The organism is Janibacter sp. FSL W8-0316, from assembly GCF_038004165.1.
Taxonomy (GTDB): Bacteria; Actinomycetota; Actinomycetes; order Actinomycetales; family Dermatophilaceae; genus Janibacter; species Janibacter indicus.
The window spans coordinates 2,031,917-2,057,401 of the sequence record NZ_JBBOQX010000001.1 but is presented as its reverse complement, the minus strand read 5'-3'; the positions used below and the strand labels follow the sequence as shown (position 1 = coordinate 2,057,401).

Sequence of the window (25,485 nt, the reverse complement as noted above, 5' to 3'; positions counted from 1 at the left end):
ACGAAGGATGACCAGATGAAGCGTGTTGCAAGCGTGCTGGCGATTGCCGCCACCGTGTCGATGGGCGCCATGAGCGTCAGCAACGCCGCGTCGAGCGACGAGCCGACGTACGACGACTTCACGTCGCAGACCTACCAGGACGCCGACCACCAGTACATCGTCAACGGCGACATCCCCCTGTCGGGCGAGAAGCAGCTGCGCGAGTTCTACCAGCAGCTCGTCAACCCGCAGCAGAGCGACGCCCTCATCATCAACACCGTCTACGGCAAGGACGACGTCTGGACCGCGACCCAGGCCAAGAACCTCACCTACTGCGTCAGCACGAAGTTCGGCTCCGACCACGGCCGCGTCCGTGACGCGATGGCCAGCGGTGCGGCGCAGTGGGAGGCCGCCAGCTCCGGCGTGAACTTCACCTACGTCTCCAGCCAGGACAAGAGCTGCACGACGCGCAACAACAACGTCGTCTTCTCGGTCGAGCCGACCAAGACGACGCAGTACATCGCGCGCGCCTTCTTCCCCAGCACCGCCAAGCGCAGTCGCAACGTCCTCGTGAGCACCAACCAGCTCTTCAACGCCGGCTCGTGGAGCCCGAGCAACATCCTCGCCCACGAGCTCGGTCACGCGCTCGGCTTCCGTCACGAGCACACCCGGCCGGAGGCCGGCACGTGCTTCGAGGACAACAACTGGCGTCCGCTGACGCCCTACGACTCGTCGTCGATCATGCACTACCCGCAGTGCAACGGATCGTCTGACGACCTGAGCATGACCGCGGCGGATCGCGAGGGGATCCGCTCGGTCTACGGTTCCTGAGCCACCACCCGAGAGGGTGACCGGCACCCCCTTCGTCCGTGTGCTCCGGCAGGGCGAAGGGGGTGCCGCGTGCCCGCAGGTGGACGCTGCGTGAACGGCCCATGAGGGGATCCTCACCGTTGCCTCATGGGTGCCTCATCGACGGTGTCTACCTTCGGTGGCACGAGGTCGCGCCGTCGGGGCCGGCCAGTGAAGCCCGAAAGGCACGCCACCATGAAGCGTCTTCTCTCCTCCGCGGCCGCTGCCGGCCTCCTGCTCACCGCCACCGCCGTCGTCGCGCCGAGTGCGTCGGCCGACGAGCGCACCTGTCGCGGCACGCTGCGTGCCGTGACCGTCGACGACGTCAAGGTCCCCCGCGGCGCGACCTGCCGGATGTACGGCACCCGGGTCAAGGGCAACATCAAGGTCCAGTCCGGCGCGAAGTTCACCGCCGCGCGGATCAACGTCGACGGCAACATCCAGTCCCAGGGTCACCTGTGGGTCAAGGTCGAGGACTCGCGCGTCGACGGCAACATCCAGCTCGAGCAGGGTCGCGGTCTGACCCTCAACCGCAACATCGTCGACGGCGACATCCAGGTCTTCAGCAACCGCTCCGGCTACAAGAGCATCTACTCCAACCGCGTCGACGGCAACCTCCAGTGCAAGAGCAACAGCCCGGCTCCCAAGGGCGCCCGCAACATCGTCAAGGGCAACAAGGAGGACCAGTGCCGTCGCCTCTGATCCCTGACACGATGTGGTGATGGACGACATCGAAGCCTTCTGGCAGCGGGCGCAGCAGCACGCCGACCTCGCGCAGGTCAGCAGCTACACCGGGGTCAACCCGCTCGCGGTGCTGCGCCCGCCGGCCTGGGGCTTCGGGGCCACGCCCGAGCAGGCCGACGAGCTGCTCGGGCTCGTCCTCGCGGGCGACAAGACGGCGACCGCCAGCGCCCTGTGGGACTACGAGAGCGAAGGGGAGGAGGTCCCCTCCGAGGGCACGCTCGGGATCGTCGTCGACGGCTCGGGGACCCCACGGGCCCTCGTCGTGACGACGAGGGTGCGGGTGGTCCCCTTCGACGAGGTCGACGCCGCGCACGCCCGCGCCGAGGGCGAGGGCGACCTGACGCTGGAGTACTGGCGGCGGGTGCACGAGGACTTCTTCACCCGGCACGCGAGCCACGATCGGGGCTTCGTCCGGGACATGCCGGTCGTGCTGGAAGAGCTGCGGGTCCTGCACGCGGAGTAGCCGCCGGCGGTGCGCTGGTCCCACCCGCCGCACGATTCCCGGGTCACCCGAGAAACTGCCCCTTCGCAAAAGTTTCTTACTCCTGCGAAGGGGCAGTTTCTCTTGCCCAGCTGGGACGAAGGGGGCTCAGACCCGGTGGCGCAGCCCGGTCGCGCGCTGGGTGCGCCGGGTGACCGCCGCCCGGACGGCCTCGACCGAGCCGACGAGGGTCACCGACTCCTGCGCGCGGGTGATCGCGGTGTAGAGCAGCTCGCGGGTGAGCAGCCGTGAGTCCGGGTCGGGGAGCAGCACGGTGACCGAGCGCGCCTGGCTGCCCTGGCTCTTGTGGATCGTCAGCGCGTGCGCCGTGTCGACGTCGCCGAGGGTTGAGGCGGCGTGGACGATCGGTGCGCCCGGCTCCCCGAAGACCCCGACGACGCGGTGGTCGGCGCGCAGCGCCAGGACGCCCGTGTCGCCGTTGTAGAGGCCCAGGCCGCGGTCGTTGGTCGTCACGAGGAGCGGCCGGCCGACGACCTGCCGGCCGGGGTGCTCGCTCGCCTCGGCGAGCCACCGCTCGACGCGGTCGTTCCACGGGGCGACACCCCAGGGTCCGTCACGGTGCGCGCACAGCAGTCGGTGCTCGCCGAGCTCGCGCAGGGCGGCGGTGTGCTCGCCGGCGAGGGCGAGGTCGCGCAGCCGCTCGGCGTGGCCGAGCAGCCGTGGACGGAGGGCCTCGTCGGCCTCGAGCACCTCGTGGACCACGACGTGCTCGACCGGGCCGCCGGGGCGGGCCGCGGCCAGCAGCTCGAGGACCCGGTCGGCGTCGCCGACGCGCACCGCCTCGGCGAGGGCTCCGATCTCCTGCCCGAAGCGGTGGGATGTCTGCAGCCGGGCCACCGGGCCGTCCTCCCCGTAGCCGGCCACGAGGTCGGCGAGCACGGCCCCGGCCTCGACGGAGGCGAGCTGGTCGGGGTCGCCGACGAGCAGCAGTCGGGCAGTCGGCCGCAGGGCCTCGAGCAGCCGGGCGGTGAGGGTGAGCGAGAGCATCGAGGCCTCGTCGACGACGACGATGTCGTGGGGCAGGGGATTGCCGCGGTCGCGCTTGAAGCGGTTGCCGCTGTCGGGGCGCCAGCCGAGGAGTCGGTGCACGGTCACCGCCTCGATGTCGGTGCCCAGGCGTTGGCGGTCGAGCTCGGGCATGTGACCCAGAGAGCCCAGGACGGACTCGCGCAGCCGGGCCGCGGCCTTGCCGGTGGGTGCGGCCAGAGCGATGCGCGGCCGCCGGCCCCGGGACTCGGCCTGCTCGAGCAGCAGGGTGAGCAGGCCGGCAACGGTCGAGGTCTTGCCGGTGCCGGGACCGCCGGCGAGCACCGTCGTCAGGCGCCCGGCGGCGGAACGCACCGCGGCCCGCTGCTCGCCCCAGCCGTCGCCCGGGAAGACCCGCTCGAGCCCGGCCTCGAGGACCGGCTCGTCGACGGGTGGTGCCTCGGTGGTCGCCCGCCGGCGCAGGTCCTCGGCCACCTGCACCTCCTCGCGGTGGTAGCGATCGAGGTAGACCAGGTCGTGCTGGACGAGCAGCACGCCCGCCTCGGCCAGCGCGCTGCCCCGGACTCGGTCGAGCCACTCGGGTGTCGGCGGCAGCTCGACCGCGCCCGACTGCTGGGCGGAGGTGTCTCCGACCGCGCCCGACTGCTCGGTGGAGGTGTCTCCGACCGGATCGTCGGTCGCTGCTCCCTCGACTGGGGTGCTGGACTCCTCGGCGGCCTCGGCGAGCAGCTCGCGCGCGTGCTCCGGGTCGAGGCTGGTCGAGCCCTCCCGGGCCGCCCGCACGACGAGGGCCAGGGTCACCTGCACGAGGTCGTCGGTCTCGCCGACGAGCTCGCTGACGCGGGTCGCCACGTGGACGTCGGCGGCCTCGAGGACGCCGGTCGCGTTGAGCCGGGCCAGCTCGCCCGTCGCCGAGCGAACCACCCGCCGGTCGTAGCGGTCGAGGATCTCGGTCATCGGTCCCCCTCGGTCGGTCGGCGCCCATCGAGCAGGTCCGACACGCCCTCGATGAGCGCGACGGGCGGTGCCCACGAGAAGACGCCCGTCGGATGCCCGTCGACGAGCGGCGTGTCGGCACCGGCCATGCCCCGCAGGTAGAGGTAGAGCACGCCACCGAGGTGCACCGCGGGGTCGTAGCCGGGCTGGCGCCAGCGCAGGAAGCGGTGCAGCACGACCCCGTAGAGGATCGCCTGCAGCGGGTACGACGAGTGCGTCATCGCCTCGCGCAGCGCCGCCGGGTCGTAGTGCGCGGTCGTCAGCGGGGTGTCGACCGGTCCGAGCCAGTTGGTCTTGTAGTCGACGACGAGGTGCCGGTCGCCGATGCGCAGCACGATGTCGACCGAGCCGGTGAGGTAGCCGCGCAGCGCCTGGTCGCCGAGGACCGGGTCGTCGAGGACGTCGGCGAAGGGCAGGACCGGGTCGTCCGCCGGCAGGTGCGCCCGCATGAGCGCCGCCAGGTCGCCGAGGACGGCCTCGTCGGCACTCGGCCCGGGCGCCGCGTCGCCTCCGCCGAGCGGCAGCTCGAAGTCCATCTCGCAGAGCCGGTCACGGGCACCGACATCACGCAGCGTCACTCCCGGCGCGAGCGGCCCGAGCGGGGTGTCGATGACCTCGACGAGCGCGTCGGCGAGGGCATCGCGGTCGAGGTCGGGCACGGGCCACGCGACGACCTGCTCCTCGATGTGCGCGCGCAGCTCGGCCCGCAGGTCGCTCGCCTGCGCATCGGCCTCCTCGAGCACCGCGTGCACGAGCGAGCCGAAGCCGGCCCCCACCGGCAGCTCCGCCATGGGCGAAGGGAGGTGCGGGTGACCTCCCGCAGTCGCGGCCTCGGCGTCGTCGACGGGCTCGAAGCCCGCCGTCGAGGCTGCCGCGTCGAGGCCACGGACACCGCCCTCGTCGTCCTGACGGTCGGTGACCTCGGGCTCGCTGGCCACGAGGTCCTCCGTGGTGGGCCGGGCCACGTCGTCGAGCGGCCGGGTGAGCGCGGTGTAGGAGGTGCGTCGCCAGGCGTCGTCGACGGTGCGCGTGAAGTCGCGCACCGACAGGTCGGTCACGGGCGCCGCCGTCGTCATCGTCACCGCCGTGGGTTCGTCGAGGTACTCGACCCGCAGCGCGCCGCGGCGCTCCCAGTCGGCGAGGCGGTCCTGCAGGGTGTCGTCGCCGGGCACGGGGTGGGTGCGCGGCACCTCGCCCTGGCCCTGGGTGCGGCCGAGGAGGATGCGGTGCAGCGGCGAGGGCCCGGTGTTGCGCGCGGAGGGGAACCACCACGTGACGACCTGGCTCTGGGCGCGGGTCAGCGCCACGTAGAGCAGTCGCAGCGACTCGCCGCTCTCCTCGGCTGCGGCCCGGTCGAGTCGGTCCTGACGACCCTCGTCGCTCGTGATGCCGATGTCGAGCGCGCGGGTGCGGTCGGCCCGGTGGAAGTGCAGGACGTCGGGCCGGGGCAACCATCGGTCGCAGACGAAGGGGAGCATGACGACGGGGTACTGCAGGCCCTTGCTCGCGTGGATCGTCGCCAGGTGGACGGCGTCGGCGTCGCTGTCGAGCCGGCGAGCGCGCTCCTCCTTGCGGGCGGCGGCCATGCGCTCGCGCAGCCAGGCGGTGAGCGAGGCCAAGCCCTCGCCCTCGGTCACGACCCGCTGGTGGAGGGTCTCGCCGATGTGGCGCAGGTCGGTGAGCAGGCGCTCGCCGTCGGTGCGGGCGAGCACCCGGGCATCGAGCCCGTCGGCGGTCGCCGCGGCGAGGACGGCGGCGACCCCCCGACGGCCGAGCAGGGCGGCCCAGGTGCGCAGGCGGTGGGCGATCTCCTCGGTGAGATCGTCGCCGCGCGCGTCGAGGTCGCCGGCGCTCGCCCCGACGAAGGGGGTCAGCGCCGCCGCGCGCACCCGCTCGGCGCGATGGGTCAGCTCCATCGCCTCGAGCAGGGTGAGCCAGTGGGCGGCGGCGGGGGAGTCGTAGATGCTGTCGCTGGAGACGATGACCGAGCGCAGCCCGACGGCGGTCAGGGCCGTGCGCACCTCGTCGAGCTGCTTGCGGGTGTGGGCGAGGACGGCCACGTCTCCGGCCCGCAGCGGGCGCCCGTCGAAGGTCGTGCGCCCCGCGAGCAGCCGGGTGATCTCCGCGGCGCAGTCGCGGGCGACGAGCGGGCGCACCGACCCGATCGAGATGGTCTGGCCGGGCTGCTCGACACGGGCGCTCGGCACGGCCCGCAGCCGCACGGGGGCCAGCAGCCCGTCGGGCGCGACGCCGTCGGCGACCCCCAGGCGCGAGCCCTCGCGGGCGGCGCGCACCGGGTGGACGACGATCTGCTCGTCGCCGAGCTGCGCCCCGCCGAGGAGCGCACCCAGACTGCGCACGAGCGGCCCGTCGGAGCGGTGGTTGACCCCGAGGGTGTGCCGGGTCGTCGCCGACTCGGCGGCGGTGAGATAGGTGTCGACGTCGCCGCCGCGGAACCCGTAGATCGCCTGCTTGGGGTCACCGATGAGCACGAGGGTGCTGTGCCCGCTGAAGGCCCGGTCGAGGATCTGCCACTGCACCGGGTCGGTGTCCTGGAACTCGTCGACGAGCACCACCCGCCAGCGCTGGCGCATCCGCTCGCGGGCCGGCGAGTCCTCGTCCTCGAGGGCGGCGGCGAGGTGGGAGAGCAGGTCGTCGTAGCCGAGCACCCCGAGCCGCCGCTTGCGGCGGTCGAGCTCCTCGCGCACCAGTCGGGCGAAGCCCAGGCTCCGGGCGTCGGCGGAGCGCCCCTCGAGGGAGCTGGGGTCGAGCTCGGCATGCGGATTTTCGGTGACGGCCCGGGCGATCTCGCCGGCGCGCTTGCGGGTGAAGGCCGGCGGGCCCCCGGTGGCGAAGCCGCGGACGTAGAGGTCGTCGACGACCTCGTCGCGCAGGTCCGACAGGTCCTCGACGAGTCGGGCGTGCTGGTCGGTGTCGCCGGCGACACCCAGCCCCCGCAGCACGAGCTGGCAGAACTGGTGCGTCGTCGCGATCGTCGCCGCGTCGAAGTGGGTCAGTGCGTCGCGAAGCCGCCGCGCCCGCTCGGCCACCTCCTCGGGCGTGCCCTGGCGCAGCAGGGCGATGACCTCGTCGTCGGTGGCCAGGTCGGGGTCGGCCACGTGCCGGTGCACGTGCCGCAGGTGCTCGCGGACTCGCTCGCGCATCTCCCGGGAGGCGGCGCGGCCGAAGGTAATGACGAGCATGTCCTCGAGCCGCACGACTCCCTCGGCGATGTGCCGGGCGACGAGGGCACCGATGGTCCACGTCTTGCCCGTGCCGGCGCTCGCCTCGAGCAGGACCGTGCCCGTGGGCAGCTCGCCCGTGATGTCGAAGGGGGTCAGCGCGCCCGTGGTCGTGGCCGTCATGCCGTGCTCCCGACGTTGTCGAGCGCCGGACCCCACACCCGCGTCGCGAGGGTGGCCAGGTCGCTGCCGGGGCCGGCGAGGGGCTGCGTCAGGACGTCGAAGGGAGCCTCGCTCCCGTGGACGAGGCGCCACCACGCGTCGTCGCGCTCGCCGGGGATGACGTCGCCGCTCGTGAGGATGGTCGGCTCCCACTCGCCGACGGCCTGCTGCTGGGCGACCCGGGTGCGCGAGGGATTGCGGCTGATCGCCTGGGCATGGGCGTGGGCCGTCTTGGCCGGCAGGGGCAGCGGCACGGTCTGCCCGAGGGCGTGGACCTCGAGCAGGGTCGCCAGGTGGGAGCGGGCGGCGGCGCGAGGGAGCGCGCCATAGGTCGTGCGGGCGACCTTGCCCTTGAACCCCTTGCCCAGCGTGGAGGCCTGCCAGCCCTCGTCGTCGGCGCCCGCGGCGGTGAGGGCGAGCAGCCGGATCCAGGCCGCCATGAGCTGCTTGGCCCCCAGCTTGGAGTAGGTGATGTCGACCAGGTGCAGCCCGCGCACGCCGTCGACGGTGCCGGTGAGCCGCCGGTCACCGGGCAGGGTGACCTCGATGTCGACCGAGCGCGGGTCCTCGGGCGGCCCCAGCGCGAGCTGGCCCATGAGCTGCTCGACGGCCCGGCCGATCTCCTCGAGGGTGACGTCGCCGAGCGCGGCAGGAGGCAGCGAGCCGCGCAGCTGCTCGGCCCGGTAGATCGCACGCGGGTCGCGCCCGGCGATGCGGGCACGCAGGGCGCGGTCACCGATGGCCCACTTGTCGAGGCCGTCGAGGTCGATGGGCAGCCGGTCGCTCACCTCGTCGACCTCGTGCGAGACGCCGACCTGGAGGCGGTCGCGCAGGAACCCGCGAGCCGGGTTGTCGTAGAAGGCGATCAGGTCCGCGAGGCCGACATCGGTGATGACCCGCGCCGGCAGCGGTGCGGTGACGAGCCGGCCGGGCGGGGTGCGCTCCCCGGAGGCCGCCCGGGCAGCGAGCAGCGCCGACCGGTCGAAGCTCAGCGGACGCTCGCCCGCCGGGCCGCCGGGCGCGAGGTTGCGCGGGTCGAAGGGCTGCAGCGGGTGCTCGACGACCTCGACCGGGGCGCTCGTCGTCTCCCGGGCTGCGTCGACGAGCTCGCCGAGCGGGACGGCGGGCGGGCAGGGCTCGCCGCTGTGCTCGTCGGCGCCGGTGTAGGCGATGACGAGGCGCTCGCGGGCCGCGAGCACGGCGTCGAGCAGCAGCTGGCGGTCCTCGCTGCGCGCGTCTCGCTCGCCGGTGATCGGGCGCCGGGCGAGCACGTCGTCGCCGTCGATCGCCTGCTGGCGGGGGAAGGAGTCGTCGTCCATGCCGAGCAGGCAGACGACGCGGTGCGGCACGGAGCGCATCGGCGTCATCGTGCACACCGTCAGGCCGCCGGTGCGGAAGCTCGCGCGGCTCGGCCGCCCCGCCAGCTGGTCGGCGAGGAGGACGCGCACGTCGGCCAGCCGCAGCGGCACCTCGTCGCTGGCGTGCCGTGCGGCGGAGCCGAGGGTGCGCTGGAGGTCGCCGACCTGCCAGCGCTCGCGGGTCGGCACATCGGTCAGCGAGAGCACGGCCTCGGTGAGGGCGTCCATCCACTCGGTGGCGGTCCCGGCGTGCTCGAGGGCGTCGAGCCCATCACCGATGCGCGCGAGCAGCTCGCTCACCCGACCGACGAGGTCGACCGAGCCGCTGCCGACGTCGTCGAGCGGCATGACGTCGCCGACCTGCAGCGGCCCGTCGGCGGAGACGGCGACGCCGACGAGGAGCCGGTCGAGACCAAACCGCCAGGTGCCCTGGGGCTCCACGTCGAGGGCGAAGGGGGCCCGCCCCGCCTGGTCGTAGCCCCACCGGATGCCGGAGTCGCTGACCCACCGGGTCATCGTCGCCAGATCGTCGTCGTCGAGCCCGAAGCGCCGCCGCACCGGCTCGGTGGCAGCGAGGTCGAGCACCTCGCTCGCGGCGAGTCGACCGCCGGCGAGGCCGACGACCCGGTCGGCGACGGCGAGTAGGGGGTTGGTCGCCCGGAGCGACCGGTCGGCCAGACGGACCCGCAGCCGGTGGGCGGGGTGGGTGTCGACGCCGTCGGCGTCGGTGCCGTGGTCGCCCAGACCGAAGGCGGCCCCGATGAGCGGGGCGTAGGTCTCGACGTCGGGGCACATGACGAGCACGTCGCGTGGCTCGAGCGTCGGGTCGTCCTCGAGGAGGCCGACGAGCACCTCGCGCAGCACCTCGACCTGCCGGGCCGGCCCGTGGCAGGCGTGCACCTGGATCGAGCGGTCGTCGGGGACCACCCGGCGCTGCGCCCGCTCGGCCTCGTCGGGCACGTGGTCGTCGCGCAGGTCGGTCTGCAGCCACTCGAGCACCGACCGCGCCTCCCCACCCCCACGTTGGCTGAGGTGCGACGAAGGAGCCTCGAAGCCACCGGTCTCGAGGCTCGGCCGTGGACGGCCTCGCTCCTCGACCTCCGAGTGGCCCAGCACCCGCACCAGCTCGCGCGAGTCACGCCCGAGCGAGGCGAGCAGGGGGTGCCGCACGAGGTCGCTCGTCGCATCGCTCTCGCGGGCGACGAGCCCCTCCTCGGCGAAGGGAGCCAACCGCTCCCACAGGTCGGGCGAGGGCTGGGGCAGCCACAGGTGCACGTCGCGGCTGCGGCCGAGGGCGCGCAGCAGCTCGACCTCGGTGACGGCGAGCCGGGTGTGGCCGAAGAGCGAGAGCCGCTCCGGCAGCTCGAGTCCGTCACCGTCACCGCGCAGCCGCTCCACAGTCTCTGCGTGCCGCACGTCCGGCGGGGGCGCCTCGACTCGGGAGACGAGTCGCCGCCACAGCTCCGCCTGCCAGGTGAGGTCCGGGTCGAGCGGTGACCCGGTGCCGTCGGTGTCGCGCCCCTCGCGCCAGTCGGTGAGCATCGTCGGCCGGCTCTGCCCGTAGCGGTGGAAGAGCCGGGCCAGTCGCAGCGCGACCGAGTAGCGGCGGCCGGCGCGGGTGCCGTCGGGGTCGTCGCTGCCGTGCCCGAGGTGCCGGCTGAGCGCCTTGCACCACGGCTGCCCGAGGGAGGCGTCGATGACCTCGAGCAGCGGCCAGACGAGATGCTGCGGCAGCCACGGGTCGTCCTCGTCGCGGCCGGTGAGCATCGTGACGAGGGAGCGCGGCCGCAGGAAGGTGACGCCGGCGCACACCCCGTCCTGCCCCCCTTCGCCCCGGCCGAGACGGTGGGACAGCCGCTGGGCCAACCACCGCTCGATGCCCTGCTCGGGCACGACGACGACCTCCTGCGCGAAGGGGTCGGGCAGCGGGCTCGCCAGCAGCTCGCCGAGCTCGTCGGCGAGGGTGTCGGTGCGCTGCGCGCGGTGGAGATGCAGGGCCACGGTCAGACCGTATCCGCACGGGGCGACAGCGCGAAGCACACCTGTGGACGACGGTGTCGCCCCGCCGTGGTGGACTCGGTCCATGACCGACCTGCGTCACCTGACGACCGAGCGGCTGCGGCTCGATGCCCCGACGTCCGACGACCTGACCGAGCTCTTCGCCATCTACGCCGACCCGAGGGTGTGGACGCACTTCCCGTCGCTGCGACACACGACGATCGAGCAGACCGGGCAGATGATCGACGCCTGGACGCGGGCCTGGCAGGCCGTCGGCCTCGGACCGTGGGTCGTGCGCCGCCACGACGACGACACCGTGCTCGGGCACGCGGGGTGCTCGCCCCGTGAGGGCTGGTGGAACCTCGGCTACCGCTTCGCCGCCGAGACCCACGGGCAGGGCCTGGCCACCGAGGCCGCCCGCCCCGCGCTCGAGGTCGCGCCCACGGTGCGGGAGGTGCCCGTCGTCGCCTACCTCCTCGAGCACAACCACGCCTCTTGGCGGGTGGCGGACAAGCTCGGCCTGACCCTCCGGCACCGCGGCCCCGACGCCGGCAACCCCGACCCCGCCGCCGTCCGGCTGGTCTACGCCGACCGCGAGCTGGCCGCGGACCAGCTGGCCGGCATCATGCGCGAGTAGACCGCGCGAGCACGACGGCGAGCGCCGACGACCTCCGGCTATACATGGACCCATGCCCACCACCTCGGACACGCTCCGCGCCGACCTCTGCCCGACCGGCCCCCTTCGCGCCCTCATCAACCTTGGCAACCCTGTCCTCGTGCAGGGGACCCCGCAGCAGCCCACCGGGGTGACCGTCGACATCGCCCGGGAGATCGCAGCCCGTCTCGGGGTCGACGTCGAGTTGCTGCCCGTCACCGCGGCCCGCGACGCCTACGCGGCCCTGGTCGACGGGCGTGCGGACCTGGGCTTCCTCGCGATCGAGCCGGCGCGGGAGGAGGGCGTGCGCTTCACGACCCCCTACGTCCAGATCGAGGGCGTCTTCGCCACCCGCGACGCCTCGCTCACGGTCGCCGACGTCGACCGCCCCGGGACGACGATCGCCACCCGACGCGGGTCCGCCTACGACCTCTACCTCACCCGCACCATCGAGCACGCAACGATCGTGCGTGGTGACGAGGTCGAGCAGGCCTACGAAGGGGGAGCCGACGTCCTCTCCGGTGTGCGCCAGCCGATCACGGCCTATGCGCAGGAGCACGGGCTGACGGTGCTCGAGCCCGCCTTCCAGGCGATCCGTCAGGCCGTCGCCGTCCCGCGGGAGCGGCCCGAGCGGCTCGTGGCCGGCCTCGACGAGATCGTCGCCGAGCTCAAGGCGAGCGGCTTCGTCGCGGCGAGCCTCGAGCGGGCGGGGCAGGTCGCGACCGTGCCTCAGGACTGACCCTTCGAGACGGCCGCGGGCGGCCTCCTCAGGGAGCGGCGAGCACCTCGGCGAGCACCGAGGCGTCGACATTGCCGCCGCTCGCCACGACGACGACGGTCTGCCCGGCGAAGCGCTCCCGCTGGGCGATGAGCGCGGCCAGCGCGGCCGACCCGCCGGGCTCGACGACGAGCTTGAGCGTGCGGACCGCCTCACGCATCGCGACCCGTGCCTGGTCGTCGGTGACCTCGAGGCCGGTCACCCCGTGGCGGGAGAGCGCGGCGAGGGTGTGCTCGCCAACGGTCGGCGAGCCGATGGCGTCGAGGAAGACCGGCACGGCCGGCACCTTCTCGACCCGCCCGGAGGCGAGTGACCGCGCCATCTTGGGGTAGCCATCACGCTCCACGACGAAGGGGGCCGCCCCCGGATGCGTCTCCCGCACCGCCGTGATGACGCCGGACGAGAGCCCGCCACCGCTGCACGGGACGATGACCGCGTCGGGGGAGTGACCCCCTTCGCGCAGCTGGTCGACGATCTCGAGACCCACGGTCCCCTGACCGGACATCACGCGCGGGTCGTCGTAGGGGTGCACGAGGGTCAGGCCGCGCTGCTCGACGAGCTCGCGGCCGACGACCTCCCGGTCCTGCGTCGCGGGGTCGTAGAAGACGACCTCGGCGCCCCACCAGCGGCAGCCGTCGACCTTGATCCGCGGCGCGTCCTGCGGCATGACGATCGTCGCCGTCGAGCCCGTCATCCGTGCCGAGGCCGCGACGGCCTGGCCGTGGTTGCCGGTGGAAAAGGCGAGGACGCCGGCCGCCCGCTCGGCGTCGGTCAGCGACAGCAGCGTGTTGAGCGCGCCGCGGATCTTGAAGGAGCCGGTGAGCTGCAGGGCCTCGGCCTTGACGAGCACTGTTGCGCCGCAGAGCTCGTCGAGCATCGGGGAGGAGAGCAGGGGAGTGCGGCGCACCCGGCCCTCGAGTCGCTCGGCGGCCGCCCTGATCGTCTCGATCCCGAAGTCCATGGGCACCATCGTCCCGCGCCCCTTCGAGACGGCCGCGGGCGGCCTCCTCAGGGACCGGGAGAGCCGCATGTCCTCAAGGTCGTGCGATCAGTCGGCCATGGGCTTGGCGCCGCGCTCCTCGAGCATAGTGGTCATCGTCTCGACCTCGGTCGTCTGGCTCTTGATGATCGACGACGCGAGCGTCTCGACGGCCTTGTTGTCGGAGCTGTCGCGAGCGGCCTCAGCCATGGGGACGCCGGCCTTGTGATGGCGGATCATCAGCTGGAGGTAGTAGACCTCGGCACGCCTGCCGCGCAGGCCCTCGAGCTTCGTGATCTCCTCCTGGGTCGCCATGCCCGGCATGAGGCCGTCCTCGCCGAGCTCGGTGGCCTCGGTGCCGTGGTCGTGACCCAGGCCCTTCATCCAGTCCATCGGTTGGCCGGGCCCGGTGGGGGCCAGGCCCCACACCTGGAGCCAGCCGGCCATCTGCCCGGACTGGTGCGACTGCGTGCGAGCGATGTCGTAGGCGAGCGAGCGGACGAGCCGGTCGTCGGTGCCGTCGTAGATGATCCACGACATCTCCACCGCCTGGTCGTGGTGGGTCTGCATGTCGCGGGCAAAGCCGGCGGCGACGCTGCGGTCACCCGGGTGGTCGTCCTCGCCGGTGCGGCTCAGCGAGAGCCCGCCGAGCAGACCGAGCGCCAGCGCGACGACGACGGCGAGGACGACCTTGGGGGTCACTTGACCAGGCTCGTCTCGGGGGTCACCCCACCCGTGCAGGCCGCGCCCGGCTCGGGGGTCTGCGGGCCCTGGCGGTACTCCTTGATGAAGCCCTTGATCCGCGGGTCGTCGGCCGAGTCGAGCTCGAGCTGGTGGTTCCACGCGGAGATGACGATCTTGGAGCCCAGCTCGCCCTCGTAGGGGGCGAGGACGGTGTAGGTGTCGGGCAGCGCGTCGTCGAGCTTCTTGACGTCGGCCTCGGGCAGCTTCGGGTCGTAGGCGATCCACACGGCGCCGTGCTCGAGGGCGTGGACGGCGTGCTCGTCGGGCACAGCCTCGTCGTAGGTGCCGCAGTTGAGCCAGACGGCGTTGTGCTCGCCGCCGACCGGCGGGGACTCCTTGTAGTCGATCTTGCCGTCGACGTGGTTGCCGCCGTTGTAGTCGAAGGTCTGGACCCCGGAGAGGTCGCCGGCCGCCTTGCGCTCGTCGCGCTCGCCGAGGATCGCCCAGAGCACCGCGGCGGCGATGAAGACGATGACCAGGCCCGCTGCCCCGGCGATGAGGACGGCCCGGCGGCGCTCGGCGGCCTGCTGCTGCTGACGGGCTGCGGCGAGCTTGGCGTCTCGAGCGGAGGTGGTCTTGTTCTTCTTGCTCATGTGTCCCTCGGGTCTGGGGGCGGGTCCGGCGCGGATTATTGCACCGTCAACTGTGCGTCGCCTGAGTCGGCCATCGCTAGTGTGGCCGCATGCGCGCCGACACGTCGACCCTCGCCTCCCCGCTCGACGGGGCGGCCCTCTTCGTCCGCTCCTGGCAACCTGACGGCGACGTCAAGGCCGTGGTCCAGTTGGCCCACGGCATGGCCGAGCACTCCGCGCGCTACGAGCGCTTCGCGCAGGCTCTCACCGACGCCGGCTACGCGGTGTGGATCCACGACCACCGCGGCCACGGCGAGACCTCGAGCCTGCCGGAGGAGCGGGGCTACTTCGCTGACGACCACGGCTGGGACACGGTCGTCGACGACATGCACACCGTCGCGCAGGCCGCCCGTGAGGCCCACCCCGGCCTGCCCCTCTTCTTCTTCGGTCACTCGATGGGCTCGCTGCTCGGCCGTGACTACGTCACCCGCTACGGCCACGACCTCGCCGGCGCCGTCTTCAGCGGCACCGGCGGCGACCAGGGGCTGCTCGGCCGCGTCGGCGAGCTCGTCGCCCGGGCCGAGTCCCGGGTCCGCGGCCGCCGGGCGACCTCCCGCCTGATGAACTCCCTGACCTTCGGGTCCTTCAACAAGGCCTTCACGCCCGCCCGGACCGACTTCGACTGGCTCTCCCGCGACCCCGACGAGGTCCAGCGCTACATCGACGACGAACGCTGCGGCGAGGTCTTCACCGCCGGCTTCTTCGCCGACCTGCTGGGCGGCGTCAACTCCCTGCCGGCGCTCGCCGGCCGCACCCCCGTCGACCTGCCGGTCTTCTTCCTCTCCGGCTCCCAGGACCCCGTCGGTGGTGAGGCCGTGCGCAAGGTCGCCGGGTGGTACCGCGATGCCGGCGTCCGCGACGTGACCCTCGAGATCTATCCCGAGGGCCGGCACGAGCTGCTCAACGACACCGTGCGTGACGAGGTCACCGAGCGCATCATCGGCTGGCTCGACGCGCACCTGACGACGAAGGGGGCGTGAGTCCCGTGACCGAGGGCAAGCGCGATGCCCGCCGGACCATCGAGGACCTCGAGCTCGACAAGCACCTCGCCCAGGCGGGCGCGGCGGCGGCCAAGCTCGCCCAGGACGCGGTGAGCGTCGCGGGCGGCTTCGCCGACGCCCACCGCGAGCAGGCGCACGAGTGGCTCGGTCACGCCGAGGGCGAGATCGACCGGGTGACCGGCGGCAAGGCCACCGACCTGCTGGGCAAGGTGCGCTCCGGCCTCGCGGCCGGCGTCGACCTCGTCGCCGACCAGCGGCCCGAGCCCGACGCCGGCCCTGCCTCCGGGCCTGCCGGCGAGGCCGGTCCCGACGCACCGCCGGCGGACCCCCCTTCGTCCTCCGCGTGACCCGGCGCCGAGTCGGGGGGCTGCTGCTTCTGCTGGCCGCGCTGTACTTCGCCGGTGAGGCGTGGGCGCTGGCGGGCTGGCAGGGCCGGCCCTATGACCTGAGCGTCGACGCGATCAGCGCGCTCGGCGTGCCCTTTGAGATGCCCGACGGGGCGGTCTCGACCCGGCACGCGGCGATGAACGTGACCTTCATCGGCTCCGGCTTGCGGGCCCTGCTCGCGGGGTGGGCGCTGGCCCCCTTCGTCCCGCGGTGGCGGTGGGCGGTGCTGCCGCTCGTCGCGGTCTACGCGCTCGGGCTGGTCCTCGTCGGCCTCTCGCCCGCCGGCGAGACCGTGCACGGGGCCGGCGCCCTGCTGGCCATCGGCGGCGGGTTCGTCCTCCTCGTGGCACTCACCGGCGCGCTGTGGCGCCATCGGGGTCTGGCCGTCTGGTCCGTGGTGTGCACGGCGGTCTGCGGGCTCGGTTGGGTTCTCGCGCTGACCAACGCGGTCGGCTTCGGGGCGGCCGAGCGAACGGCCGTCTACGCCGTGGTCGTCTGGCAGGTCGGCGCTGGCCTGGCCCTGCTCCTCGCCCGTCGGTCCGACTAGGCGCCGGGCACGAAGGGAGGCGGCGGCCCCGCCGCCAGCCCCTGCTCGGCGGCGGCCGTGCGGACCGCCTCGACGAAGAGGTCGATGGACGGCCGCGGTGACGTCGTCGCCCGATGGGCGATCGAGACGGTCCGCAGCACCGGCTCGTCGAGCGGGATGACGTCGACCCCCGGCGGCAGCAGCGTCAGGCCGAGGTCGGAGACGAGGGTGACCCCGAGCCCGCCGGCGATCATCGCCAGCGCGGTGAACTGCTCCTCGACCGTGTGCGCGATGCGCGGCTCGAAGCCGCGCTCGTGGCACCACACCCGCACCGCCCGGCCGAAGTGCGACCGGGGCCCGGCGAGGATCCACGGGAAGTCCGCGAGGTCGTGCAGACCCACGGTCTCGCCGATGACCGAGCCCTCGGGCACGGCGGCGTGCAGCCGCTCGACGGCCACGACCGAGCGCTGGAGGGCCGGGTCGGGGTCGATCGTGTGGCTCGAGTAGTCGATGACGAAGGACATGTCGAGCAGCCCGTCACGGACGGCGTCGGCCGTCTCCTCGGGCGCGAGCTCGCTCGTGCGCACCTCGATGCCGGGGTGGTCGAGGTGCAGCGCCGACAGGGCGCGCGGCAGCAGGCCGGAGGCGACCGACGCCCACACGCCGACGCTCAGGCGCGCGGTGATGCCCGCCTGCGCCGCCTCGATGGCCGCGGTCGCCCGCTCGACGGAGCCGAGGATCTCCTCGGCGTGGTCGGACAGGAGCAGGCCGAGCTCGGTGAGCTGGACCCGGCGGCCGTGCTTCTCGATGAGCTTGACCCCGACCTCGCGCTCGAGCTGCGCGAGCTGCTGCGAGACGCCCGACGGGCTGTAGTGCAGGGCCTGGGCGGCAGCGGTCACCGTGCCGCGCCGGTGGAGCTCGCGCAGCATCTGCAGACGTCGCAGGGACAACTCCATCCGCCCACATTAGGCCGCAGGCCGCTCGTGGCGCGGGAGGCGGCGACCGTGCAGTGGGGGTGCACGATCCAGTGCACCTTCTGTAACTGGACGTGAAGCGGGTCACACGCTGACGCTGGCCGTACTGCACCCCCTTCGAGATTGGCGGTCATCACCATGACGGCGACCCACACCACCAACCCCGCACACGACTTCGTCGACCGCGAGCCCGCACACCAGATCACCTGGGTCGACCCGGTCACCGGTGCCCACGGCTACCTCGTCGTCCACACCCTCGTCGGGGGCATCGCCACCGGCGGCACCCGCATGCGGCCCGGCTGCACCATCAGCGAGGTCGGCGACCTGGCCCGCGGCATGGCCACCAAGACGGCGGCCTTCGGTCTGCCCGTCGGCGGGGCGAAGGGGGGAGTGGACTTCGACCCGAAGGACCCGCGGGCCTTCGGTGTCCTCACTCGATTCTTCACCGAGATGCGCCCGTGGCTCGATGGCCGGTGGGTCACCGCCGAGGACCTCGGCGTGACCCAGCAGCTCATCGACGACGTCTTCGCCGAGGTGGGCCTCTCGCAGTCCTTCCACGCGGCGATCTCGCGCTCGCCGCAGCCCGAGGAGACCCTCGCGCGGGTGCAGGCCGGCCTCGAGGTCATGACCGACGACGGGTACCCGCTCGGTGACGTCATCGGCGGCTACGGCGTCGCCGAGGCCTGCCTGGGTGCGGCCGAGGGCTTCGGCTGGGCGATCCCGGAGACGACGATCGCGATCCAGGGCGTCGGCACGATGGGTGGCGGCGCGGCGTGGTACCTCCACGAGGCCGGCGCGCGGGTGACCGCGGTCGCCGACGCCCGCGGCACGCTCTGCGACCCGGCGGGCCTCGACGTCCCTGCCCTGCTCGACCTGCGCGACGAGTACGGCGAGATCGACCGGACCCGGGTGCCGGCGCACGTGCAGCAGCTGCCGCGCGAGGCGATCGTCGGCATCGCGGCCGACATCTTCGTCCCGGCCGCCGTCTCCTACGCGATCCGTGAGGACAACGTCGACGCGGTCGCGGCACGGGTCGTCGTCGAGGCGGCCAATGCCGCCACGACGTGGGGCGCCGAGGACGCGCTCGTCGCGCGTGGTGTCGTCGTCGTGCCCGACTTCATCGCCAACGCCGGTGCCGCCGCGTGGGCGTGGTGGCTGCTGCAGGGTCAGGTCGGCTGCGACCCGCAGGACTCCTTCGACCGGCTCTCGGCGGAGATGCGCGCCAAGGTCGCCGTGCTCGCCGAGCGCTGGATCTGCGACCGGATCCCCATGCGGCAGAGCGGGTTTGCGCTCGCGTCGAGCAACCTGCACGCGCTCGAGGGGGCGCAGATCGTCATCCCCTGAGGTGTCCTGGCCCGGCCGCGACTGCGCATTGCCCTACGGCAATGCGCAGTCCGCCATCCCAATCTGCGCATTGCCGTAGGGCAATGCGCAGTCAGGAGGCGAAGGGGGTCAGGCCGGCGGCCGCACTTCCTCAAGGTCGTGCGGCCTCGCGCTTGTCGACGAGCCGGCTGACGGCGTCGTCGAGGTGCGCCTGGAGGGCAGCCTTGGACTTCGCCGGGCTGGCCTCGAGGATCGCCGTGCGCAGCTCCTCGTGCTCGTGCACCTGGGTCTCGAGGTCGCCGTAGGTCGTGCGCAGCTCGCCCAGGCACATGCGGGTCTCGACGAGCAGGGTGCGCATCGCGCGGATGAGGCGGGGGCTGCCCGAGGCCTCGACGAGCACCTCGTGGAAGTGCTGGTCCGCGTCGGAGACGGCGGGACCGTCCCCCTTCGCTGCGGCTCGACGCATGCGGCGCACCACGTCCTCGAGCTCGTCGGCGGTCTCCTGGCGCCGGGCCGCGTCGAGGAGGACCTCGAGGGCGCCGCGCTCGATGACCGAGCGGGTGCGGTAGACGTCGAGCACGTCGTCGAGCGTCAGCTCGGTGACGAAGACGCCACGGTTGGTGATCGCGTGGAGCAGCCCCTCGGAGACCAGTCGCTGCATCGCCTCGCGCAGCGGGCCCCGCGAGACCTCGAAGCGCCGCGCCAGGTCGGCCTCGCCGAGCTGCTCGCCCGGCTCGAGACGCCCGGCCATGATCGCGTCGCGCAGCTCGTCGGCGATGTACTCGACCGTCGACCGGCGCGGGTTGGGGCTGAGCTCACTGACGGGCATGGTCCTGCCTTCGTGGGGGGAGGCGACGGGCGAAGAGGGTGCCGAGGTCCGGCGACGTCGGCGTCGTCCCCGCGAGCCGCAAAGCCTGCCAGATCGTCACCTGGTTGGCCGTGAGGACCGGCTTGCCGAGGCGGGCCTCGAGCTCGGGGACCACCGCGAGGGTACGCATCGCGGTATCGGGGACGAGGAGCGTCTCGGCATCGGGGTGGTCGCGGGCGATGGCCAGCTCGACGACCTGCGCGGGCGTGAGGTGGCCGACCTCGGCGGCGGTGTCGATGCCCGCACTGCCCATGGCGGCGACCTCCACCCCGGCGGCCGCGAGGTAGTCCACGAAGAGGCGGGCCACGTCGTCGGGATAGCTCGCCGCCACGGCGACCCGGGTCAGGCCGAGGTGGGCGAGGGCGTCGACAAAGGCGGCGCTCGTGCTCGACGCGGGCACCCCTGCGACAGAGGCGAGCTGGTCGATCTGGTCGCGCGCTCCCTCGGGCCCGTAGACGAAGCTGCCCGAGGTGCACGCCCACAGGACCGACTGCGGGCGGTGCTCGGCGAGCCGCGCGGCGCCCTCGGCCAGACGGTCCGGGCGCCCGAGGTCGAGCAGCTCGGGGACGGCGTGCAGGTCGGTGCCGTAGACGTGGACGACGGGCAGGCGCACGCCGAGCAGGTCTGCGGCCCAGGGGTACTCGTCCTCGGCCGCGTGGTCGGGGTAGATGATGCCGGCCGTCGTCGGTGTGGTCGTGGCGGGTGTGCTCATGAGCCGAAGACCTCCCTCAGCCACCTGCCGGGCCCCATCATTGGCAGGCCCATCCGCGCCAGGCAGGCCCACACCGTCAGCTGGTTGGCGGTGAGCACCGGCTTGCCGAGCTCGCGCTCGAGCGGGTCGATGATGTCGTAGGTCGGCAGGTTGGTGCACGAGACGAAGATCGCCTCGGCCGCCGGGTCGTCGGCAGCCTCGACGAGCGCCGCGACGGTGCGGTAGTTGACCCGCCAGATGCCGCCGGCGAGCCCGAGGTGCTGCTGGGTGACGACCTCGACGTCGAGCTCGCCGAGGAAGTCGACGAGCCGGTCGGTCAGCGGCTGGTCGTAGGGCGTGATGACCGAGATGCGTTGCAGCCCAAGGGTGGTCACCGCCTCCGCGAGAGCTCCGGAGGAGGTCAGCGCCTCGGGGGCGCCGGCCTTGCGGATCGAGTCGACGAGCGCGGTCTCGCCGTCACGACCGTGGATGAAGCTGCCCGAGCTGCAGAGGTAGGCAACGACCTCGGGCTCGACCCCGAGCACGTCACGGGTGGCGGCCTGCAGGGCGCTCACCGACGAGACCCGCTGCGCCATCTCCAAGCTCACGGGCACCGGTTCGAAGGGAGTCCGCGCCAGGTGGAAGCTGACCTCCAGCGGCGCCCACCGCCACAGCTCTCGCTCGAGGGCGAGGTCGAAGGGGGCGATGACCCCGATGCCGCGCTGGGCCAGCGGCCCGTCGAGCTCCGCGCCGGTCAGGACCACGTGCGGACCTCCCTTCGCACCGGGATTGCCAGATTGTTGACAATCTAGGAACCCGCTCATACGTTGTCAACATGTCTCGCCAGCCCGTCGTCGTCGTGCTCCACGACGGCGAGATGCCCAGTGAGAGCTCGATGGCCCCGGTCGTGGAGCGGGCGCGCGAGGTGCGCTACGCCACCGCGGCTGAGCTGCCCGAGGCGATCGTCGGGGCCGACGTCCTCTTCGCCTACGACTTCTTCTCCAGCGCGATCCCCGATGCCTGGCCGGCCGCCGACGCCCTCGAGTGGATCCATGTCGCCTCGACCGGCGTCGACGCGATCCTCTCGCCCGAGCTGCGCGCGAGCGACGTCGTGCTCACCAACTCGCGCGGCGTCTTCGACGAGGCGATCGCCGAGTACGTGCTCGGGCAGGTGCTGAGCTTCGCCAAGGACCTGCCCCGCTCGTGGGAGCTGCAGCAGGCGCGCCGCTGGGTGCACCGCGAGTCCGAGCGCGTCGCCGGCACGAGCGCCCTCGTCATCGGCACCGGCCAGATCGGCCGGGCCATCGCCCGGCTCCTGCGTGCCGCCGGCATCCGGGTCTCGGGCTCCGGGCGGCGGGCGCGCACCGACGACCCCGACTTCGGCACGGTCACGGCCCAGGAGGACCTGCATGAGGCCCTCGCGGGCGCCGACTGGGTCGTGTGCATCGCCCCGCTCACCGAGGCCACCCGCGGCATGCTCGACGGCGCCGCCTTCCGCGCGATGGCCGACCACGCCCGCCTGATCAACGTCGGCCGCGGCGAGTCGGTCGTCACCGACGACCTCGTCACCGCCCTGCGCGAGGGGGCCATCGCCGGGGCCGCCCTCGACGTCCTCGACACCGAGCCGCTGCCCGACGACCACCCCCTGTGGGACCTGCCCGACGTGCGCATCACCCCGCACAACTCGGGCGACTTCGTCGGGTGGCGTGACGCGCTCGTGCGCGTCTTCACCGACAATTTCGCCCGCTGGGTCGACGAGGAGCCGCTGCGCGACGTCGTCGACACCTCGCTGGGCTACGTACCGACCGACGGGAGCGCCCGATGACACCCACCGAGATGACCGCCGTCGAGCTCGTCGCCGCCTACGGCGCCAAGGAGCTCTCGCCCGTCGAGGCGACCGAGGCGGTCCTGGCCCGGATCGACGAGGTCGACGGCGAGATCAACGCGATGTGCCTCGTCGACCGGGAGAGCGCCTTGGCGCAGGCCCGCGCGTCGGAGGCCCGGTGGCAGGCCGGCGCCCCCCAGGGGCTGCTCGACGGGGTCCCCACCTCGATGAAGGACATCTTCCTCACCAAGGGGTGGCCCACCCTTCGCGGCTCGAAGTCGATCGACCCCGACCAGACCTGGGACGTCGACGCCCCCGTCACCGCGCGGCTGCGCGAGGACGGCATGGTCTTCGTCGGCAAGAACACCACCCCCGAGATCGCCTGGAAGGGCGTCACCGACTCGCCCCTCACCGGCGTGACCCGCAACCCCCTCGACACCCGGATGACCGCAGGGGGGTCCTCCGGTGGTGCCGCCGCGATCGTCGCCGCCGGGATGGGCCCCGTCGCCGTCGGGACCGACGCCGGGGGCAGCATCCGCATCCCCGCCTCCTTCTGCGGAATCGTCGGCTTCAAGCCGACCCACGGGCGGGTGCCGATGTTCCCCGCCAGCCCCTTCGGGCCGCTCGCCCACGCCGGCCCGATGACGCGCACCGTCGAGGACGCGGCGCTGCTCATGGACATCATCTCGCTGCCAGACCACCGCGACCCGACGGCGCTCGCGCCGCCGCGCGCGACCTTCCGCGGTGAGCTCGCCCGCGACCTCACCGGGCTGCACGTCGCCTACTCGCGAGACCTCGGGTGGGTCGACGTCGACCCGGAGGTCGCCGCGACCGTCGACGCCGCGGTGGCCAAGGTCGACGCCGCCGGGTTGCACGTCACCGCGACCGACCCGGGCTTCGACGACCCCTTCGACGCCTTCGAGCTGCTGTGGGGCGCCAGCGCGGCGACGCTGCTGCGGACGATGCCGGGTGCCCGCGACACGATCGACCCGGAGCTCGGCCGGGCCTGGGACCTGGGTGAGTCGGTGAGCGGCGTCGACGTCTTCGAGGCGCGTGCCGTCGCCGCACGGCTCGGCATCACGATGGGCGCCTTCCACGAGCAGCACAACCTGCTCCTCACGCCGACGATGCCGATTCCAGCCTTCGAGGCCGGCCACGACGTCCCCCCGGGCAGCGGCATGACGCACTGGGCGCAGTGGACCCCCTTCACCTACCCCTTCAACATGACCCAGCAGCCGGCGATCAGCATCCCGTGCGGCACGACCTCGGCCGGCCTGCCCGTCGGCCTGCAGATCATCGGACCGCGGCACTCCGACGACCTCGTCCTCGCCGCCGCGCGCTGGGTCGAGTCGGTCCTCGCCGGCTGACCCGGCCCGGCCCACGGCGGCTGTGGTCGTCACCCGTTTCTCGGGTCACCCGAGAAACCTCCCCTTCGCAAGGGTTTGAAACTCTTGTCAAGGACGGGTTTCTCGGGTGACCCGATATTCGTGAGGTCTGGGCGCGACGCCCCTCAGGCCCGGGCGAAGACCAGCCGCTCGCCCTCGAAGCCTCGCCGCCACAGGTCGGTGCAGGCCGCTGCCATCTCGGCCATGCCCTCCTCGATCGTCGCGAAGACCGACCCGGGTACCCAGCCGACGTCGCCGTTGATGAGCAGGTTGTTGCGGCCGTAGAAGATCGCCAGGTCGGTCGCCCCCTGGGCCGCGTGCGCCTCGGAGCCGGGTTCGTAGCCGTAGGCGGGGTTGCCGATCTCCCAGGGCTCGAAGTCGAAGAGGCAGACGTCGCCGGGGATCGGGGTGACCGTGGGGTTTTCGCGGTGCGGGGCGGCCGCGATCCGTGGCAGCAGTGTGTAGACCTCGTTGCGCGCGTACTTCGCGTGGAAGGCGTCGCCGCCCGCGGGCAGCGCGTCCCAGACTGCCGCGCAGGTCAGCGGTGCCTCGTCGTCGAGGAGACGCGCGCGGCACGTCACCCCACGACTCTCGAGCGTGATGGTGACGTGCCGCGTCATGTCAGACCTCCGCCAGGACCTTGCCCCAGATCTCCAGGGCCTCGTCGACCTGCTCGGCGGTGACGACGAGCGGCGGGATCATCCGCACGACGTTCATGTGGGCGCCGCAGGTGAGCAGCAGCAGGCCCTTCTTGGCGGCCAGCTGCTGGGCCGCCTGGGCGCGGGCGGTGTCGGGCGTGCCGTCGGCGGCGGTGAACTCGCTGCCGACGAGCAGGCCGAGGCCGCGCACGTCGCCGATCCCGTCGACGGCGGCGGCCTTCGTGCCCTCGAGCAGCTGGGTGCCGCGCTCGGCGGAGTTGGCGACCAGGCCCTCCTCCTCGATGACCTCGAGGGTGGCGACGGCCGCGGCGCACGCGACGGCATTGCCGCCGTAGGTGCCACCCTGCGAGCCCGGCCACGCCTTGCTCATCAGCTCCTCGCTCGCGGCGATACCGGAGATCGGGAAGCCGGAGGCGATCCCCTTCGCCAGGGTGATGATGTCGGGCTGCACGTCGAAGTGCTCGTGGCCGAACATCTTGCCGGTGCGGCCGAAGCCGGTCTGGACCTCGTCCATGACGAGGAGGATCCCGTGCCTGTCGGCCCGCTCGCGCAGCCCCTGGAAGAAGGCGGTGTTGCCGGGGATGTAGCCCCCTTCGCCGAGGACCGGCTCGACGATGAAGGCCGCGGTCTCCTGCGGCGAGGTGAGCGTCGCGAGGATGTAGTCGAGCTCCTTGAGGGCGAAGGCGGTGGCCTCCTCCTCGCTCCAGCCGTAGCGGTAGGCGGTGGGGAAGGGGGCGACGTGCACCCCGCCCATGAGCGGGGAGAAGCCGGCCGAGAAGCGGGTGCCGGAGGTCGTCATCGTCGCCGTCGCGACGGTGCGGCCGTGGAAGCCGCCGTGGAAGACGATGACATTGGGCCGGCCGGTCGCCTGGCGCGAGAGGCGCAGGGAGGCCTCGAGCGCCTCGCTGCCGGAGTTGGCGAAGAAGAGGCTGTCGAGGTGCGAAGGGAGCACACCCTGCAGCTTGTCGACGAGGGCGAGCAGCGGCTGGTGCATGACCGTCGTGTACTGGCCGTGGATGAGCTTGCCGACCTGCTCCTGCGCGGCGGCGACGACCTTGGGGTGGCAGTGCCCGGTGCTCACGACACCGATGCCGGCGGTGAAGTCGAGGTGGCGGTTGCCGTCGACGTCGAAGATCTCGGTGCCGAGGGCGTGGTCGATCGTCACGGGGGTGGCCTGCTTCAGCAGGGGGGACAGCGCTGTCATCGGGACCTCCGAGGTGGGGTTGTTCGTCTGATTGTTG

The 25,485-nt window shown here is 73.0% G+C and carries 23 protein-coding genes; 11 read left to right on the top strand and 12 right to left on the bottom strand.

Annotated features, from left to right (window positions below; all coding sequences use genetic code 11):
• The first annotated feature begins 15 nt into the window (after positions 1-15).
• The 3 genes from NYE39_RS10110 (at position 16) to NYE39_RS10100 (ending at position 2,035) form a co-directional block, all read left to right on the top strand.
• Complete coding sequence (locus NYE39_RS10110) at positions 16-810, top strand: M57 family metalloprotease (RefSeq protein WP_192911100.1); 795 nt, start codon at positions 16-18, stop codon at positions 808-810.
• A gap of 213 nt (positions 811-1,023) precedes the next feature.
• Positions 1,024-1,530 carry a hypothetical protein gene (locus NYE39_RS10105; RefSeq protein ID WP_072625884.1) on the top strand — a complete coding sequence of 169 codons (507 nt, stop codon included), beginning with the start codon at positions 1,024-1,026 and terminating at the stop codon, positions 1,528-1,530.
• Between the two features lie 19 nt (positions 1,531-1,549).
• The gene (locus tag NYE39_RS10100) at positions 1,550-2,035 is read left to right on the top strand and encodes an ASCH domain-containing protein (RefSeq protein WP_072625883.1); all 486 of its coding nucleotides are present in this window, start codon (positions 1,550-1,552) and stop codon (positions 2,033-2,035) included.
• Positions 2,036-2,161: 126 nt separating this feature from the next.
• Here the strand turns inward: NYE39_RS10100 and recD are convergent, their stop codons facing one another.
• Genes recD through recC form a run of 3 tightly spaced genes read right to left on the bottom strand, consistent with a single transcriptional unit; the run spans position 2,162 to position 10,820 of the window.
• Positions 2,162-4,018, bottom strand: a complete 1,857-nt coding sequence (gene recD / locus NYE39_RS10095; protein ID WP_341012579.1) for an exodeoxyribonuclease V subunit alpha — start codon at positions 4,016-4,018, stop codon at positions 2,162-2,164.
• Positions 4,015-7,422 (bottom strand): UvrD-helicase domain-containing protein, encoded by a 3,408-nt coding sequence (locus tag NYE39_RS10090; protein ID WP_341012578.1) that lies wholly within the window; start codon positions 7,420-7,422, stop codon positions 4,015-4,017. The genes recD and NYE39_RS10090 overlap by 4 nt, the downstream gene beginning before the upstream one ends.
• Positions 7,419-10,820 carry an exodeoxyribonuclease V subunit gamma gene (gene recC, locus NYE39_RS10085; protein WP_341012577.1) on the bottom strand — a complete coding sequence of 1,134 codons (3,402 nt, stop codon included), beginning with the start codon at positions 10,818-10,820 and terminating at the stop codon, positions 7,419-7,421. Before recC ends, NYE39_RS10090 begins: the two co-directional genes overlap by 4 nt.
• Positions 10,821-10,902: 82 nt before the next feature.
• Here recC and NYE39_RS10080 point away from each other — a divergent pair, with 82 nt between their 5' ends.
• Both NYE39_RS10080 and NYE39_RS10075 read left to right on the top strand, forming a co-directional pair.
• On the top strand, positions 10,903-11,454 hold the full coding sequence (locus NYE39_RS10080) for a GNAT family N-acetyltransferase (protein WP_072625879.1): 552 nt from the start codon (positions 10,903-10,905) through the stop codon (positions 11,452-11,454).
• Positions 11,455-11,506: 52 nt separating this feature from the next.
• Complete coding sequence (locus NYE39_RS10075) at positions 11,507-12,211, top strand: transporter substrate-binding domain-containing protein (protein WP_072625878.1); 705 nt, start codon at positions 11,507-11,509, stop codon at positions 12,209-12,211.
• A gap of 28 nt (positions 12,212-12,239) precedes the next feature.
• Here NYE39_RS10075 and NYE39_RS10070 read toward each other — a convergent pair whose 3' ends face one another.
• The 3 genes from NYE39_RS10070 to NYE39_RS10060 form a co-directional block, all read right to left on the bottom strand.
• On the bottom strand, positions 12,240-13,211 hold the full coding sequence (locus tag NYE39_RS10070) for a threonine ammonia-lyase (RefSeq protein ID WP_341012576.1): 972 nt from the start codon (positions 13,209-13,211) through the stop codon (positions 12,240-12,242).
• Positions 13,212-13,298: 87 nt separating this feature from the next.
• Entirely contained in the window at positions 13,299-13,931 is a 633-nt protein-coding gene (locus tag NYE39_RS10065) for a DUF305 domain-containing protein (protein ID WP_341012575.1), read from the bottom strand.
• Complete coding sequence (locus NYE39_RS10060; RefSeq protein WP_341012574.1) at positions 13,928-14,566, bottom strand: DUF3105 domain-containing protein; 639 nt, start codon at positions 14,564-14,566, stop codon at positions 13,928-13,930. The genes NYE39_RS10065 and NYE39_RS10060 overlap by 4 nt, the downstream gene beginning before the upstream one ends.
• Before the next feature lie 89 nt (positions 14,567-14,655).
• Here NYE39_RS10060 and NYE39_RS10055 point away from each other — a divergent pair, with 89 nt between their 5' ends.
• Genes NYE39_RS10055 through NYE39_RS10045 form a run of 3 tightly spaced genes read left to right on the top strand, consistent with a single transcriptional unit; the run spans position 14,656 to position 16,540 of the window.
• Positions 14,656-15,585 (top strand): alpha/beta hydrolase, encoded by a 930-nt coding sequence (locus tag NYE39_RS10055; RefSeq protein WP_341012573.1) that lies wholly within the window; start codon positions 14,656-14,658, stop codon positions 15,583-15,585.
• A complete protein-coding gene (locus tag NYE39_RS10050) occupies positions 15,582-15,953 on the top strand; it encodes a hypothetical protein (RefSeq protein ID WP_341012572.1) in 372 nt (123 codons plus the stop codon). Before NYE39_RS10055 ends, NYE39_RS10050 begins: the two co-directional genes overlap by 4 nt.
• A complete protein-coding gene (locus tag NYE39_RS10045) occupies positions 15,950-16,540 on the top strand; it encodes a DUF998 domain-containing protein (protein WP_341012571.1) in 591 nt (196 codons plus the stop codon). The genes NYE39_RS10050 and NYE39_RS10045 overlap by 4 nt, the downstream gene beginning before the upstream one ends.
• Here the strand turns inward: NYE39_RS10045 and NYE39_RS10040 are convergent.
• The gene (locus NYE39_RS10040; RefSeq protein ID WP_341012570.1) at positions 16,537-17,475 is read right to left on the bottom strand and encodes a LysR family transcriptional regulator; all 939 of its coding nucleotides are present in this window, start codon (positions 17,473-17,475) and stop codon (positions 16,537-16,539) included. The genes NYE39_RS10045 and NYE39_RS10040 overlap by 4 nt on opposite strands.
• 156 nt (positions 17,476-17,631) lie before the next feature.
• Here NYE39_RS10040 and NYE39_RS10035 point away from each other — a divergent pair, with 156 nt between their 5' ends.
• Positions 17,632-18,837 (top strand): Glu/Leu/Phe/Val dehydrogenase dimerization domain-containing protein, encoded by a 1,206-nt coding sequence (locus NYE39_RS10035; RefSeq protein WP_072626377.1) that lies wholly within the window; start codon positions 17,632-17,634, stop codon positions 18,835-18,837.
• A gap of 130 nt (positions 18,838-18,967) precedes the next feature.
• Here the strand turns inward: NYE39_RS10035 and NYE39_RS10030 are convergent, their stop codons facing one another.
• The 3 genes from NYE39_RS10030 to NYE39_RS10020 are packed head-to-tail and all read right to left on the bottom strand — an operon-like array spanning position 18,968 to position 21,139.
• Positions 18,968-19,645, bottom strand: a complete 678-nt coding sequence (locus NYE39_RS10030; RefSeq protein ID WP_072625868.1) for a GntR family transcriptional regulator — start codon at positions 19,643-19,645, stop codon at positions 18,968-18,970.
• Positions 19,632-20,396, bottom strand: a complete 765-nt coding sequence (locus tag NYE39_RS10025) for a maleate cis-trans isomerase family protein (protein WP_072625867.1) — start codon at positions 20,394-20,396, stop codon at positions 19,632-19,634. Before NYE39_RS10025 ends, NYE39_RS10030 begins: the two co-directional genes overlap by 14 nt.
• A complete protein-coding gene (locus NYE39_RS10020; protein WP_072625866.1) occupies positions 20,393-21,139 on the bottom strand; it encodes a maleate cis-trans isomerase family protein in 747 nt (248 codons plus the stop codon). Before NYE39_RS10020 ends, NYE39_RS10025 begins: the two co-directional genes overlap by 4 nt.
• A gap of 71 nt (positions 21,140-21,210) precedes the next feature.
• Between NYE39_RS10020 and NYE39_RS10015 the strand changes: the two genes are divergently transcribed.
• Both NYE39_RS10015 and NYE39_RS10010 read left to right on the top strand, forming a co-directional pair.
• Entirely contained in the window at positions 21,211-22,200 is a 990-nt protein-coding gene (locus NYE39_RS10015) for a D-2-hydroxyacid dehydrogenase (protein ID WP_083546221.1), read from the top strand.
• Positions 22,197-23,567: an amidase gene (locus tag NYE39_RS10010; RefSeq protein ID WP_341012569.1), complete on the top strand. Its 1,371-nt coding sequence runs from the start codon at positions 22,197-22,199 to the stop codon at positions 23,565-23,567. Before NYE39_RS10015 ends, NYE39_RS10010 begins: the two co-directional genes overlap by 4 nt.
• Before the next feature lie 143 nt (positions 23,568-23,710).
• Here the strand turns inward: NYE39_RS10010 and NYE39_RS10005 are convergent, their stop codons facing one another.
• Together NYE39_RS10005 and NYE39_RS10000 are read right to left on the bottom strand one after the other, a co-directional pair.
• Positions 23,711-24,205: a DUF3830 family protein gene (locus NYE39_RS10005; RefSeq protein WP_072625864.1), complete on the bottom strand. Its 495-nt coding sequence runs from the start codon at positions 24,203-24,205 to the stop codon at positions 23,711-23,713.
• Position 24,206: 1 nt separating this feature from the next.
• Positions 24,207-25,448, bottom strand: coding sequence for an aspartate aminotransferase family protein (locus tag NYE39_RS10000; protein WP_072625863.1), 1,242 nt, complete (start codon positions 25,446-25,448; stop codon positions 24,207-24,209).
• Between the last annotated feature and the right edge of the window lie 37 nt (positions 25,449-25,485).